Origin of the sequence: Edaphobacter aggregans DSM 19364 (assembly GCF_000745965.1) — a bacterium.
Lineage (GTDB): Bacteria > Acidobacteriota > Terriglobia > Terriglobales > Acidobacteriaceae > Edaphobacter > Edaphobacter aggregans.
The window spans coordinates 1-14,103 of record NZ_JQKI01000124.1; the positions used below are offsets into that span (position 1 = coordinate 1).

A 14,103-nucleotide genomic window follows, 5' to 3' on the forward strand; every position below is an offset into this window, starting at 1 on the left:
ACCCATTTCGTTACCTCGGTATCGGCTGGCCCACCGTTGGTCGGGTTGTATTTGAATCCTCCATCCTCCGGCGGATTATGCGACGGTGTGATGACGATACCGTCAGCGAGATGCTGTTTTCGATCGCGATTGTAGACAAGAATAGCTCGCGAAATAACCGGAGTCGGAGTTACACCATCATTCTCCTGGATGATCGTTTCCACATTGTTCGCGGCGAGTACGCTGAGGGCTGTGCGCTGCGCGGGACCGGACAGTGCATGCGTGTCCTTCCCCATGTAGAGCGGCCCGTCCGTTCCCTGCTCACGCCGGTAGTCGCAAATCGCCTGAGTAATCGCAAGAATGTGAGCCTCGGTGAAGGTGCTGCGCAGGGGCGAGCCACGGTGTCCGCTCGTGCCGAACGCGACCATCTGGTTGGGATCCTCCGGGTTGGGACGGCCCTCGAAGTAGGCCGTCTCTAGACGCCCCAGATCGATCAGCAACTCCTTTGGAGCCGGCTTCCCCGCGAGCGGCGAGATCATTTCGCCGATTTCACTTGCCGGCTGGACTTTTACTGGACTGGGCATGGTTTTACCTTCCAGATCTCGGACGCGTACTCTGCAATCGTGCGGTCACTCGAAAACTTGCCGGAGCAGGCAATATTGAGAATTGCCTTGTGCGCCCACGCCTGGGGGTCCGCGTACAGATCTCCAAGCCTCTCCTGCGCCCGACAATAGGACGTCAGGTCTGCCAGATGCATGTAGTGATCACCCTGTGTCAGAAGTGTGTCGCGCAACGGGGCAAACACGCCCGGCTCGTTGGGGCTGAAGTGATCGGAGAAAATCAAATTCAGAGCTCCTCTAATCTCCGGCTCATTTTCATAATGCCAATACGGGCTATACCAGGCGCGACTATTCTCCACTTGTTCAACCGTTAGTCCAAACAGGAAGAGGTTTTCTTCTCCTGCCTCTTCCGCCATTTCGATGGTCGCACCGTCACGCGTGCCAACAGTCAAAGCGCCATTCATCATGAACTTCATGTTGCTGGTTCCGCTTGCCTCATAGCCCGCGGTAGATATCTGGTTGGAGACATCGCTCGCCGGAACGAGCCTTTCCGCCAGGCTGACATTGTATTCAGGAACAAAGACGACCTTGAGACGGCCGCGCACCACCGGATCGGCGTCAATCGTCGCCGCCAGATTATTGATGAACTTTATGATCAGTTTGGCCAGATGATAAGCTGGCGCAGCTTTACCGGCGAAAAAGAAGGTGCGTGGGATTATGTCGCGGCTTGGATTGGACCGAAGGCGGTTGTACACCACAATGATCCGCAGGGCGTTCAGCAGTTGTCTCTTGTATTCGTGAATGCGCTTTACCTGGCAGTCGAAGATCGTGTCGGGATCTACGATTTGCCCAGTGGTCGCCTTAAGCCAGTCCGCGAACTGCGCCTTCGCCTCGCGTTTTGAAGCAAGAAACGCTTCACAAAAGCTGCCATCTTTGGCATACCGACGAAGCTCCCTGAGTTGGCTCAGGTCGGTAATCCACCCGTTGCCGATAGCTTGCGAAATCTCCCGCGACAGAGCCGGATTGGCTTGAAGCAGCCAACGGCGCGGAGTCACCCCATTCGTTTTGTTGCTGAACCGTTCGGGGTACATTTCGGCCAGATCTTTGACCGTCAGCATACGCAGCAGTTTCGAATGAACAGCGGCCACTCCGTTCGTGCTGTGCGAGCCTACGATGGCGAGGTTCGCCATGCGGATCTTGCGCGCACTTACCTCTTCTACAAGGCTTACTCGCTGGACACGGCCTTCATCTCCCGGGAATCGAAACCGGACCTCGTCGAGCAGGCGGCGGTTGATCTCGTAGATGATTTCCAGATGGCGGGGAAGAAGAATCTCAAACCATGCCACGGGCCATTTTTCGAGAGCCTCGGGCAGAAGCGTGTGATTCGTGTAGGCAAGCGTCTTCTTTGTCAGTTCCCATGCGTCGTCCCATCCTAGGCACGCATCATCGAGAAGGATTCGCAGCAGCTCAGCAACGGCCATCGAGGGATGGGTATCGTTGAGTTGAATCGCAGCCTTTTCGGGCAGATCGTTCCAGTCCGTGTTATGCCGGCGAAAACGGCGAACAATGTCAGCGAGAGAACACGCTACAAGGAAATACTCTTGTAGAAAACGCAGCCCTTGCCCAGCGGTTGTCGAATCGTCTGGATAGAGCACGCGGGTTAGCGATTCCGCTTCGAGGGTTTCGCTTAATGCACCGATAAAGTCGCCAGTCCCAAATTCCTGGAAGTTGAAGGAGTCCGGTGCCGAAGCCGCCCAAAGCCGGAGGGTATTTATGGTCTTGCCGCCGTAGCCCACAACTGGGCGGTCATAGGGTATGCCGATCAGAGTAGATGGCTGGTTCCGGACCACGTGAAAGTTGCCGCCGCGCCACTCAAAGGAGCAACCGATCCTCACTTCCACCCTCTCATGCGGGCGAGCGATCTCCCAGGGATCAACGTCCCGGAGCCAGTTATCTGGGTCTTCCTGCTGCCATCCATTTGCGATCGATTGCTTAAACATTCCGTATTCGTAGCGCAAACCGTATCCGGTGGCAGGCAGTTGCATGGTCGCCATCGAGTCCAGGAAGCAGGCTGCCAGTCGGCCAAGCCCTCCGTTGCCAAGCCCCGCATCCGGCTCTTGATCCAGCAATTCAAGCCAATCGACACCCTTTGTCTTGGCGGAATGCCGTGCTACGGGATCCAAGAGGAGGTTGCTGACATTGTTGGCAAGCGAACGGCCGATAAGAAACTCGAGCGACAGGTAGTAAACGCGCTTGGCGTTCGTTTTCTCATAGGTCTCCTTCGTCGACACCCAGCGCTGCGCGAGGATGTCGCGGACCGAACGCGAGAAGGCTTCGAAACGCTCATGTGCGGTTGCAACCTGCGGATTGATGGCCCTGTCGAATAATAAGTGGCGCTCGTAGAACGCGTTTTCAGTCCCAACAAACGGAATGGGACCGCAGCCATACTGACGAAGAACCATCGCCATTTCGGCCGACCCCGGCCGCGGCAAGCTCTCTACTTCTGAGGATGCGACTTCAATCGTGCTTTTGCGGTTCATTGGAATTCCCTTGGTTGAAAGTTTCGTTGGACCACCCAAGAGCGGTGGTGCATTCGTTGTTCACTCATTGAAATCACAAGACCACGTGGTGATGGTCGTTCCAGAGCTGGACCACAGGCTGCGAGAGATTGTGCTCATAGCCCAGAGCGCTCAGGCTGGCGGTGCTCAGCGCCAAATGTTTTCCCCCGGCTGCCTCGAGCCCCAGCCATCGAGCGCCTAAGACACGCAAGAGATGACCACTTGAAAACAAGAGCACATTTCCGGCGACGGCCCGAACCCGGCCAATCACGCGGTCTGCACGTTCACCAACCTGGGCAGGGGATTCGCCTTGGGCACAGCCGTCACGGAAGAGTTCCCAGTCCGGGCGTTCCCTCAATATCTCGGCGGAGCGCAGACCCTCGTACTTGCCGTAATCCCACTCCATGAGATCGGGGTCGATCTCCGCAACAGATCCGAAGCTGGCCAGTTCGCAAGTTCGCACGGCGCGCTGCAGCGGGCTGGTGAATACCTTCGCGAAATGCATGCCCTTCAGGCGCTCCCCAAGACGGCGAGCGTTCTGTTCGCCCTCAGGTGTCAGAGGCAGATCGGTGCGGCCAGTGTGCTGACCCGAGACGGTCCACGCGGTATCGCCATGCCGCGCAAGGTAAACCACTGGAAGTGCTTCGTTCATGAAGCCTCCATCCCTGACAGGATTGACCTTGCCGCTGCTTTTCCCATGGTCGACGGCGGCCAAAAGACACGGATAAGAACCCGCTTCAATCCGAAGATCGCCTTTGAGGAAGTTTGAGGTATCGCTGTTACCTTCGAATCACCAGTTGCTCGCAGCGGGGTTACGGCGAGCGTGCTTCGCTCGCCATCAAAACATAACGCATAGTTCATGGCGCATTGGCCGCAGAGCCAATAGTATTCGCACTTTGAAGAGCTTCCTGTGACTTGGATTTCGACCTGAAATAGTTTGCCCTGCCGCAAGTAGACAAGCTTGGCAGAACAAACAGGATTCGCGCATTTGTGAACCACCGACCCCCCTTATGACAACGACGTAGTGTGTAAGCCATCGATCTTAGTCGGCCTTCGACGCTCGCGGCAGGCCGGCACGGCGCCTGCTTGTGCTTTGACCGTTCGAAGTGCTAACACCAGTATTTGCGGAACTCGAGCCATATCATCGATCAGGGCCTGTCAAAGAAATGGCCGTGAGCCTTCCAGCATTCAGTTGCAATTGCCCAGTCCTCCTCCGCCCGAATTACGAAAATTCGCGCCCGGGAGCCCTTGGTGGCGATATCGCAATCCAGAATCGGCCCTTCATTTAATGCAGGATCAAGCGTCAGACCGAGAAATTCGAGCTTCTCGCAAGTTGCCGCGCGCACCTCAGCAGAGTTTTCTCCCACGCCGGCTGTGAACACCAAGACATCGAGTCCCCCCAAGGCGGCCGCCATTTCTCCGATTGCACTCTGAAGGCGGTGCACGAATATATCGAGGGCCAACTTGGCCCTCGCATCCCCCTGCTTCATTGCAGCAAGGATGTCGCGCATGTCGCTGGAGATTCCCGATATTCCCAGCAAACCCGACTCGTGGTTCAGCACCCGATCGATCTGTTCATGGCCGAGCTTGCCCTCGCGCATCAGGTAAATCAGTATCCCGGGATCCACTGAGCCCGACCGCGTGCCCATGGCCAGACCCTCGAGGGGAGTGAAACCCATCGTCGTATCAATGCTGCGGCCACCCTCAATGGCCGCCACAGAGCATCCGTTGCCCAGGTGGCAGCTCACGATTTTTAGTGAGCGCAGCTCTTTCCCGACCAGCTGTGCGGCACGCGCGGCACAGTATTCATGATTGATGCCGTGAAATCCATAGCGGCGAATGCCTTTGGCAAACCAGTCGTAAGGCCCGGGATAAGTCTGCGCATATAGAGGCATCTGACGATGAAACCCTGTATCGAAAACAGCGATCTGCGGGACAGGCCCGAGGAGGTTGTCGATAATCTCCATGCCCTCCAGCTCGGCGCGAATGTGAAGAGGAGCCAGCGTGGAAACGCTCGCTATCGCGGAACGTACCTCGGGCGTGACGATAACCGGTTCTTCGAAGTGCGGGCCGCCATGAACAACGCGGTGCCCCACCACGTCGATGTCTGAGAGAGATGCTAAGGTGCGAACCGGGCCGACGTCCAGCGTATGCAGCAGATGCTTGACGAAGTCCTTGCGTGAAGAGAGTTTTAGATTTTCCTTCCGAACGGATCCCTGCCAGGTCTTGACCGAAATTGACGCTTTATCGCCTGTCCACTCGATTCTCCCCTCCCAAAGGGGAGCCGGCGGCCGGGTGGGAGGTGTATCGGCGGCTACTTCGTAGAGGCAGGCCTTCTGGCTGCTGGAACCCGAATTTAGCACAAGGATTTTCATAAGTAAACGATCCGCTCCGTGCTTTTTGCGGCCTTATTGTCTACAGCAGAGCAAATGAAATTCCAAAGAAAGCACCGCGCAGAACCGTTGAAAACAAAGGGGCCAGCAAGTCTGACAAAGGTCAATATCGAATCGAAGAGTTGGCAAGTGACAAACAGTGACCGTTTTGCCATCACGGGCGCCGCAGATGGCCCTCGGCGATTGGAAGAACAAATGCTAAGAGAAGGACGGAGCACGCTTGCACGGAAGGTGTGATGACAGATGAATCTGAAGGTGAAATTTCCTGAGCGCCGCACAACCAACGTTCTGTTGACGATTCTGCTCTTCGCGGCCGTGTGCGCGATCGCTTACAGTGCCAGGCGTGTCATTCTCCTGTTTGTTCTGTCGGTCTTTTTCGCCTACCTGATGAACCCCGCGGTCAAATTTCTGCAGCATCATTCTCTGCTCTTCAGGGACCTGAGGGGAGCCGCCGTGATGGAGGCGTATTTCGGGGTACTGATCCTGATCGGTCTGGCCACTTATAGCTTTGCACCTGCTGTCGTAAGAAATACAGTGAAGGCAGTCGATCAGGTTCCGATTGTCCTTGATCGCGTGTCAACCGGGGAGATTGCAGCCGATATTGGCGACAAATACGGCTGGAACGACGAACAGAAAGCGCGGCTCAGGACGGTGCTGGTGCGACACAGAGAGGATTGCCAGGGCCTTCTGAAGTGGATCGACCGCTCACTTTCGCAGGCTGCACAAATCGTCGGATGGTTGGCACTGATCCCCGTACTGGCCATCTTCCTGCTGCGCGATGGAAATCGCATCGTAGAAGGCGCTATACAAACGTTCTTTCCCCAAAAGCATCACCAGCGTGCCAGGATGGTCGCCTACCAGATACACGCCATGCTTACCAACTACATCCGGGCGCAGGTTCTTCTCTGTCTCCTTTCCCTGGCGTTCTATACGATAGTTCTGCTCATCTTCAGATTTCCGCACGCAATCGCGCTGAGTATTCTCGGAGGAATGCTTGAATTCGTTCCTGTCATCGGTTGGATGAGCACAGCGGCTTTGATCATCGGGATCGGCATGGCCAACGATCTTCATTGGGTTTGGACGACTGCATTGTTGCTTTTGTGGCGAGTTGCCCAGGACTATTTCAACCTGCCGCGGGCGCTGGGACACAGGCTGGAAATCCATCCGTTGACCGTAATCTTCGCGGTCTTGGCTGGCGCCGAGGTTGGTGGAATTATAGGTATCTACCTTGCCGTACCTTTGGCGGCATCGCTGTTTGTGATTTGGAGATCGCGCACTCACCCGGCGGAAAGCCCATTGGCCAAAGATACCGGGTCGGAGCTTCCTCCCAGCCTCGCTGAGATAGCGCGCGAATGAGGCCGGTTCGATCTGAGATTCAGCCGAGCTCGCCTCCAAGTTTCCGAGTGGCCAGCGTGCTAACAGTTGTGCAAATGCCAGCGTATGGGCACCCGAAGAGGGCAAGACTGGACTATTTGCTGACCGAATCGCTCGAAACCGGGCGCCGTAAGCGATGGAACGATGTTTGCTTTCATTGGGGCCGCACCTTGGATTGCTCGCCGCTGCTTCGCGAGTAAGGAAAATGAATAGCGGTGAAGTGTAGACAATACCATCGAATTTCGCGGACTGAGAAAGTTCGAGGGACGGATTACCTGGGCTCCGTCATCCAGCAGCACCAATGATAACGCATTGCGACCCAAGTCGGCCCCAGCAGATCCCGCCGTCTGATGGCGTCAAGAGCCACCTGAAGTGCCTTGCGCAGGCGGCCAGTTGGCGACGGTGGGCGGCGCAGTCACTGGGGACGGCAAGGAATTCTCAGCTTGCGTATGCGGTACGCCAGAGTCGTTCTCTTCATACCAAGGCGCGCGGCTGCACCATCGCAGCCTCCAATGACCCAATTGGATTCCCGGAGAGCGCGCAAAACGTGCTCCCGTTCAGCGTCTTCGAGCGTGCAGAGCCTTGCGCCCGGCAATTGACCGGCGTACGACTTCAATTCGGAGAGCGGAGCGCGGAGCGTATTTCCCGGAGACAGGATTACTGCCCGCTCGATGAAGTTCTGCAATTCGCGGATGTTGCCGGGCCAGGAATATCTTTCCAGCACTTCTATCGTATGCGAGGGGATTATCCCGATGTGCCTTTTCATTCGTCCTGCGTAGAGGTTCACGTAATGGCGAACCAGCGCCGGAATGTCTTCACGGCGTTCGCGCAAAGGAGGCACAGTGACGGGAAACACGTGCAATCGGTAGTACAGATCGGCTCTGAATTCGCCGTCTTCCACCATTTGTGCGATGTCTCTGTGCGTTGCCGCTATTACTCTGATATCCACCCGCTGCGTGCGTGTGCTGCCCAGCCTTTCGAATTCGCTCTCCTGCAAAACTCGTAATAGTTTCGGTTGCAATTCGAGCGGAATGTCGCCTACTTCATCCAGAAACAGGGTTCCTTTGTCGGCAGCCTCAAACCGGCCCGCTTTTCTCGCAATTGCCCCGGTAAACGCGCCCTTTTCGTGCCCAAAAAGCTCACTCTCGAGCAAGCCCGATGGGATCGCGGCGCAGTTGACCTTCACAAACGGCTGATCGCGCCGGGGACTGAGATTGTGAATGGCACGCGCGATCAGTTCCTTTCCTGTCCCGGTTTCTCCGCCAACAAACACGCAGCATTTGGTAGGTGCCGCGAACTCGATGTTGCTGAGCACCTCATTTAGCGCGGAGCTTGCTCCCACGATTTCAGGAAATTTCAAATCGAAGCGCGGTTTATTTTTGGCCTGAATTCCCTCAGCCTGAATCTCGACTTCGCTTCTCTTCAATTCGCCGCTCACGCCTGCCTGATGAATGGCCATCCCCATCTGGTCTGAGACGAGCTTTAGAAAGATGACTTCGTCGCGGGTGTAGGCAGCCTGCTCCTGTTTTGCTATTGTCAGGAACCCCAAGGTCTGACCCAGGCAGCCGACGGGCTGGACATAAGCCGTGGTGAAGCCGGCCAGACTCTTGTCTGCGCCCGTCCTTATCTCTTCTGAGGCTGCAGTGCGCGAGGCTTCAATGGAGAGGATCTCGCTGCAAACCCTCTCCACGAACGGATCAACCGAATACCTGTCAAGGTCAGCATTGTCTGGTGGATCGACGCAGTGCATAAGAACCTGACCGTTCTCCGGATCGAGGACGGCCGCCATCGAAAAGTCCGATCGAACCACTCGCCGGACGCCCGCCGTCACGCCTCTCAGCAGGTCCTCGAGGTGCGGAGTGGCAACCAGGGTGTTGGCGAGGTCGAAAAGAAACGCGATTTGCTTATTCCTCCTTTCCAGGTCTTGCTCCGCGCGGTGTGACCGCTCGCGCTGCAACACATTTACCAGCGCAAGAGACACCTGATCGGCCGCCGCTGACAGGAAGCAAATCTCTTCCTCCGAAAAGGTGTGCGGTCGAAAGCTCGCAAAGCTAAGCACTCCGATCGGTTTACCTGAGGTGTACAGCGGCAGTCGGCAGAGAGAGCGGTATTCGAAGCCCAGGCGCTTCAATGCTTCCCTGCGCGCCGCGAAGCGCTCGTCCTGCTTCCAGTCGGAGATGAACAGCGGTTGCTTCTCGTGGTACACCCACCAATATGTAGTTTCCTCCATCGGAACATCCGGCGGAGGGAACTGCCCGATTCCGACCGAGTGCCAGAGCACTTCGCTCGAGTCCTCTTTAAAAACGATGAGGTCCAAGAAATCAAAATCCAGTAGCGGCCGGATCAGCGCGGCAAGATTAAACGGCAAGTCGTCGGGTTTTTGACATGCCAGCGCCCCGGGGAGGCGCGAAAGGACTTCGAATCTCTTTGCACATGCGCCGAAGTCGCTCGATGGTGAGTTCAGGCACATGCATGGTAAAGATATCTTAAACACAGCGCTCATCAAGTATTTCCTTGCCACCGGGGTAAAGGGACTGGTAGACCGTGTGGGCACGCCTCCGGTGGACCGTTGGCCCGCACTATCCCATCTCGAACTCCTGCAAGGGATGGGCCATCGGTTAACAGGCGAAACAGCCGATTGCAAAACGAAGGGTTCGCACCGCTAGCAATTATGATGATTTGATATCATCCGCTATCTATTGCGGATCACTGCACTAGTTGCTGAGCCCTTTTGAGGCCAATTAAGATCCATGAGGGTATCATTTCCCCATGATTCACCCCATAGGTTTATGGCTGATGGCCTCAAATGGTCCACGGTTTATGGCTGATGGCCTCAAATGGTCCACAGGTGATTTTGGCATTCTGAATTGGCCCACTCTGGCGGTTTAAGTTGGCCCACCCCAGGGCAGAGCGGACTCTACCCTGTCTCTCAGCGGAGCTGAGGGACGGAGGGCTGAGTTGGACTGGAGAGCCAAGGTGGAGTTATACGAGCAGATTCGCCGGGAGTATGAGTTTGGAGTCGGGTCGATCATCGGTGTGGCGCGGAAGCTGGGTGTGCATCGGCGCATGGTGCGGGAGGCGGTGCGGAACGCAGTTCCGGCGCAGCGCAAGAAGACAGAACGTCCGGCGGTAAAGATGGCCGCAGCGGCGTCGTTGATCGATGCGATTCTGGAGTCGGACCGCAAGACTCCGCGGAAGCAGCGTCATACGGCACGGCGGATTTATGATCGGATCCGCGCTGAGGTTCCGGGATGCACGCCGGCGGAGCGGACGGTTCGGCAGTATGTAGAGCGGCGCAAGCAGGTCCTGGGTCTGAGCGAACACGAGACGTTCGTTCCGCAGAGTTATCGGTGGGGCGCCGAGGCGCAGGTCGACTGGTACGAGGCGTACGCCGATCTGGACGGGGAACGGGTCAAGCTGCAGGTCTTTTCGATGCGTTCGATGGCCAGCGGCGCGGCCTTCCACTGGGCGTATCCGTGTGCGACGCAGCAGGCATTTTTAGAGGCGCACGAACTGGCGTTTGCGTACTTCGAGGGTGTCTCCGGCGGCTTCGCTACGATAACCTGTCGAGCGCGGTGAAGAAGACCTGCGCGGCCAGCAGCGCGAGTTGACGGCTCACTGGCAGTATCAGGCCGAGTTCTGCACCCCGGGCGAAGGCCATGAGAAGGGCGGCGTGGAGTGCGAGGGAGGCTACTTCCGGCGCAACCACTGGGTTCCTGTGCCGGTGGCGGCCGATCTGGCGGCGTTGAACCGGAAGCTGTTGGAGGACTGCCGCGCCGATGAGAGCCGGATCGTGTCGGGCCAGACCGAGTGTGTCGGGACCCGGCTGCTGGCGGAGAAGGAGCATCTGCTCCCCCTGGCCGCCGAGGCCTTCGACCTGGCCGAGGTCAGCTTCCCGCGCGTCGATCAGACGGGGTGCGCGAAGGTGCGGACGAACTCCTACTCGGTGCCGCTGAAGCCCGGCTCGATCGTCGAAGCCTGCGTCTATTCGACGACGGTTGAGTTCCGGCACCACGGCACCGGATCGCCAGCCACGAGCGTTGCTACAGCCGTCTGCAGAAGATCTTCGATCTGGAACACTACCTCGACGTGCTGGATCGGAAGCCCGGCGCGTTGCGCGGATCGACGCCGCTGGCGCAGTGGCGGGCCCAGGGCCGCTGGCCTGAGAGTTACGACCGGATCTGGGCGCAGTTGATCGAACGGCAGGGACGCCAGCCCGGGACACGAGCCATGGTGGAGTTGATCCGCATCGGCCGCGAGTTCGGCTATGCGAGGCTCACAACCGCCGTCGAACAGGCACTCGATCTGGGCTGCGCCGATGTTGCCGCGATCCGTCATCTCCTCCTGTCCGATCAGCTGCAGCATGCGGTCGGTGAGGCGATCGAGATCGGCGCCCTGTCCGCCTACGAACGTCCTCTGCCAAGCATGATCGAGTACGACCGGCTCTTCTCAAGCAACGTGCAGGCGGTGCAGGCATGAGCCTCCAGACTGCAAGTATCGTCCAGCACTGCAAGGCTCTGCGGCTGGCTGCCGTCGGTGCGCAGTTCGCATCGCTCGCCGAAGAGGCCGCCCAGCGCAACCACTCGCATCTGCACTATCTCGAAGCCCTGCTCCAGGCGGAGATGGAAGACCGGGAACGACGCTCCATCGAGCTGAGGATGAAGGAAGCGCACCTGCCAAGGATCAAGACGCTCGAAGAGTTCGACTTCGCTCAGGTCACGCACTGTTCTTCCGTACCGTGCCGTCCGCAAACACCTTGGTGCGGTGGGTGAAATGAGAACGCCTTCGCCTCCATAGTGCAGGCTCGACCTTGTCCCACCTTTGGCCGACCGGTTCATCGGCGGGGCAGCCCCATCGATTACGGCCCGGGACTTCTCCTCATGCCCTTCGGATTCCACCTCGCGATGGACACCCTGCCCTCCGCAAACCCAACTTCGTTCTGCGGCCAGCGAGTCGTTACTCCCGCCTTTGGATATGGCTCCCCTCATCTGGGCGCCAGAGGGACTTCAACCCTCCTGAACAATGCCCTGCTCAGCGCACACTACGGCACAGTCCGACTTCTCCAGCACGTGCATGTCCGCCGTGCGGCTTGTGGCCTTCGCGGACCGGCCTTGATCGTCAGACCAAGGCGCGCTGGAGATCTCCCGGTTCTCCTGCATGTTGCTTCTCAGCGTGCGCGGGTTCTTAGACTACGCAGGACCGGCAGTCCACTCGCGATTAACGTGGGTGCCGTGTTGCCTTCCTCCTAATCGGAATGGAGTCGGCATCCTGATCTACGGGCTTTTCGCAGCTCAATCGCCCCGCCCACCGATGCCTCTGTCTACGCTTCAAGAAACACCTCGCGATGTCCCCTGCAAGACTCGAGGTCAGGATGGATTCGCCACTTCCTTTCCTGTCCAGTAGGGCCGGTGGCCCGCGAAAGCTCATGAAAATCAGTCCGAGTCGAATGCAGAATAGGACAGGCTCGGAGCGGCGAGATCGACCCTACAGTGGAGAAGTTGAGACTGTTTTCCTGTCTGATCCGGAGTGTGCGTGGTTGAGTGAATATTTGGGCGTTGTTTCTTCCGTTTTTGTGGGAGCGGCGATAGCCTGTGACCCTGGTTAAGGAACTCGCAGCGCGCTCTCCGCCCCCCCAAGAGGAAACGTTATGTCTTATAGGATTGGAATCGACGTGCATAAAAAGATGTTGGCTGTGGTGGTGGCCGACGTTGAAGTCCAAGGCGAGTACCAGTTTCAACAGCGCCGATTTGGTAGTAACCCTGAGCATCTAGGATTGCTGGCCGAATGGCTGATCGAGCAGCAAGTTGAGGAAGTAGTGATGGAATCAACGGCGCAATATTGGAAACCAGTCTGGCGAGCGCTGGAACGGTACTGGAGTCCGCCCTGCCGAAAGCGAGAAGACGTGGGCCCGATGTCGGGGACGCTCCATCTGGCGCAAGCACAATCGAATCGTGGACGACAGGGACGCAAGAAGGATTTCCCCGATGCCGAACGTTTGGTGAAGCGGTTGGTGGCAAACGAACTGACCCTGAGCTTTGTGCCCGATGCCGAGCAGCGGCTCTGGCGGACGGTCACAAGGCGAAAGTACCAGCTCACACGCGAGCACGTGCGATTGCAGAACCAACTAGAGAGCTTGTTAGAGGAGTGCCACATCAAATTGTCCGGCTTGGTCTCGGATCTTCTGGGTGTCAGTGCACGACGCATGCTGAAGGCGCTGGCAGAGGGAGAGACGAACCCAGGGGTTCTGGCGGCCATGGCCGATAAGAAGTTGCGTGCCACGCAAGCACAGTTGTGTGATGCGCTGGGCGCCTGCACAGCCTCCCGTGCGGTTCGGCCGAGTTTTCTTCCCTACCGCGCAGGACCGCGTCCATTTGTGACAAGATCTGAGCGGCGTCCGTAGCGGTTGCGGCGCGAAGAATCTCGTTCTTCTTCAGATCGTGAGCGCTGAAGTTGCAGAGCCGATCCTTGATTTCTGCCGCAAACCGATTGAGCCCTCGTCGTGGTTCACATTGAGACGTGGGAGCAGGTCTACGAGATCGAGAACATTGGTGACCAACGAAGCGTGGAATCGCGACTCCGGCTCGTTCAGTTTTGTCGACCATGTGTGTGACCAGGGCTGTCAGCCGCACCCACAAGTCCTTGGTTCCCCGGTTGAGGACTGACGTACACTCTCGTCGATTTCTCGCGCGACCCGCGCCTGCTCTTCCTCTGAGAGTGTCACGCGAAAGTCGTCGCCGCTGGGAATAGGCAGCACTTCAAGCTTCACTCCGAACTTTGAACGGAGCTTCTCGGCTGATGGATAGTCTTTCCTCGCGAAAAAGGCCGTTCAACTCTGGACGAACCTGGTCGATGTAGGACGGATAGACCTCCAGGAACTCCTCAACACTCTGGGAGAACGCGCGCTCAAACTCTCGCATCTGCGCAAGGCGGCGCCGCGCAAGCAGAAGACGATGCCCGTCTGCTGCTGGAGTTACTGGAGGAGAACCGGTTTCCGCGGATCTCCACCCCAGCAAGCGAAAGACGCGCTTGCCGGGGACCCCGATCTGGGTTCCGGACCGGGCCACGCGCGACCTGCGCCAGTTGCTGATGCATCGCCACCATCTGGTGACGATGCGCCGCACCGTCTCCAACCAGCTGCAGGCCATCGCGCTGAACCGCGGCCTGCAGAGGAAGAAGGCGCTGTGGAACCGGGAGGGCCGCGAGCAGTTGAAGGCGCTTGCTCTGCCACCCTGGACCACG

At 57.8% G+C, this 14,103-nt stretch carries 11 protein-coding genes and 2 pseudogenes; 6 read left to right on the plus strand and 7 right to left on the minus strand.

Annotated elements, in window-relative coordinates; genetic code table 11:
- The 4 genes and pseudogenes from Q363_RS25550 to Q363_RS25565 all read right to left on the minus strand — a co-directional run.
- Window positions 1–563 (minus strand): annotated as a pseudogene (locus tag Q363_RS25550) (phosphoglucomutase, alpha-D-glucose phosphate-specific); the annotation flags it as partial.
- The gene (locus Q363_RS25555; RefSeq protein ID WP_084080754.1) at window positions 548–3,079 is read right to left on the minus strand and encodes a glycogen/starch/alpha-glucan phosphorylase; all 2,532 of its coding nucleotides are present in this window, start codon (window positions 3,077–3,079) and stop codon (window positions 548–550) included. The gene Q363_RS25555 and the pseudogene Q363_RS25550, both read right to left, overlap by 16 nt.
- A 73-nt stretch (window positions 3,080–3,152) precedes the next feature.
- Complete coding sequence (locus tag Q363_RS25560; RefSeq protein ID WP_035356493.1) at window positions 3,153–3,749, minus strand: histidine phosphatase family protein; 597 nt, start codon at window positions 3,747–3,749, stop codon at window positions 3,153–3,155.
- 496 nt (window positions 3,750–4,245) lie between these two features.
- Entirely contained in the window at window positions 4,246–5,472 is a 1,227-nt protein-coding gene (locus tag Q363_RS25565; RefSeq protein WP_035356484.1) for an acetate/propionate family kinase, read from the minus strand.
- A gap of 309 nt (window positions 5,473–5,781) precedes the next feature.
- On the opposite strand from Q363_RS25565, the gene Q363_RS25570 reads away from it, so the two are divergent.
- A complete protein-coding gene (locus Q363_RS25570) occupies window positions 5,782–6,846 on the plus strand; it encodes an AI-2E family transporter (protein ID WP_169747126.1) in 1,065 nt (354 codons plus the stop codon).
- 433 nt (window positions 6,847–7,279) lie between these two features.
- On the opposite strand, the gene Q363_RS25575 is transcribed toward Q363_RS25570, so the two are convergent.
- A complete protein-coding gene (locus Q363_RS25575; RefSeq protein ID WP_245632470.1) occupies window positions 7,280–8,653 on the minus strand; it encodes a sigma-54-dependent Fis family transcriptional regulator in 1,374 nt (457 codons plus the stop codon).
- Window positions 8,654–8,842: 189 nt separating this feature from the next.
- Window positions 8,843–9,367, minus strand: a pseudogene (locus Q363_RS46815) (GAF domain-containing protein); the annotation flags it as partial.
- 455 nt (window positions 9,368–9,822) lie between these two features.
- Here Q363_RS46815 and Q363_RS43105 point away from each other — a divergent pair.
- From Q363_RS43105 to Q363_RS25590, 5 genes are all read left to right on the plus strand, one after another.
- Window positions 9,823–10,443: a hypothetical protein gene (locus tag Q363_RS43105; RefSeq protein WP_051979312.1), complete on the plus strand. Its 621-nt coding sequence runs from the start codon at window positions 9,823–9,825 to the stop codon at window positions 10,441–10,443.
- A 28-nt stretch (window positions 10,444–10,471) separates the two neighbouring features.
- Window positions 10,472–11,059: a hypothetical protein gene (locus tag Q363_RS43110; RefSeq protein WP_051979313.1), complete on the plus strand. Its 588-nt coding sequence runs from the start codon at window positions 10,472–10,474 to the stop codon at window positions 11,057–11,059.
- Window positions 11,060–11,094: 35 nt separating this feature from the next.
- Entirely contained in the window at window positions 11,095–11,343 is a 249-nt protein-coding gene (locus Q363_RS43115; protein WP_051979314.1) for a hypothetical protein, read from the plus strand.
- Window positions 11,340–11,636, plus strand: a complete 297-nt coding sequence (locus Q363_RS25585) for an ATP-binding protein (RefSeq protein WP_035356487.1) — start codon at window positions 11,340–11,342, stop codon at window positions 11,634–11,636. Before Q363_RS43115 ends, Q363_RS25585 begins: the two co-directional genes overlap by 4 nt.
- A gap of 875 nt (window positions 11,637–12,511) precedes the next feature.
- Window positions 12,512–13,264, plus strand: coding sequence for an IS110 family transposase (locus Q363_RS25590; RefSeq protein ID WP_051979315.1), 753 nt, complete (start codon window positions 12,512–12,514; stop codon window positions 13,262–13,264).
- 355 nt (window positions 13,265–13,619) lie between these two features.
- Here Q363_RS25590 and Q363_RS41205 read toward each other — a convergent pair whose 3' ends face one another.
- Window positions 13,620–13,928 carry a hypothetical protein gene (locus tag Q363_RS41205; protein WP_157467544.1) on the minus strand — a complete coding sequence of 103 codons (309 nt, stop codon included), beginning with the start codon at window positions 13,926–13,928 and terminating at the stop codon, window positions 13,620–13,622.
- Between the last annotated feature and the right edge of the window lie 175 nt (window positions 13,929–14,103).

What these genes read in the sequence shown, in the direction of transcription:
- Q363_RS25555 (WP_084080754.1), bottom strand. Translation starts at nt 3,079, where the DNA reads ATGAACCGCAAAAGCACGATTGAAGTCGCATCCTCAGAAGTAGAGAGC.
- Q363_RS25560 (WP_035356493.1), bottom strand. Translation starts at nt 3,749, where the DNA reads ATGAACGAAGCACTTCCAGTGGTTTACCTTGCGCGGCATGGCGATACC.
- Q363_RS25565 (WP_035356484.1), bottom strand. Translation starts at nt 5,472, where the DNA reads ATGAAAATCCTTGTGCTAAATTCGGGTTCCAGCAGCCAGAAGGCCTGC.
- Q363_RS25575 (WP_245632470.1), bottom strand. Translation starts at nt 8,653, where the DNA reads ATGGCGGCCGTCCTCGATCCGGAGAACGGTCAGGTTCTTATGCACTGC.
- Q363_RS43115 (WP_051979314.1), top strand. Translation starts at nt 11,095, where the DNA reads ATGGTGGAGTTGATCCGCATCGGCCGCGAGTTCGGCTATGCGAGGCTC.
- Q363_RS25585 (WP_035356487.1), top strand. Translation starts at nt 11,340, where the DNA reads ATGAGCCTCCAGACTGCAAGTATCGTCCAGCACTGCAAGGCTCTGCGG.
- Q363_RS25590 (WP_051979315.1), top strand. Translation starts at nt 12,512, where the DNA reads ATGTCTTATAGGATTGGAATCGACGTGCATAAAAAGATGTTGGCTGTG.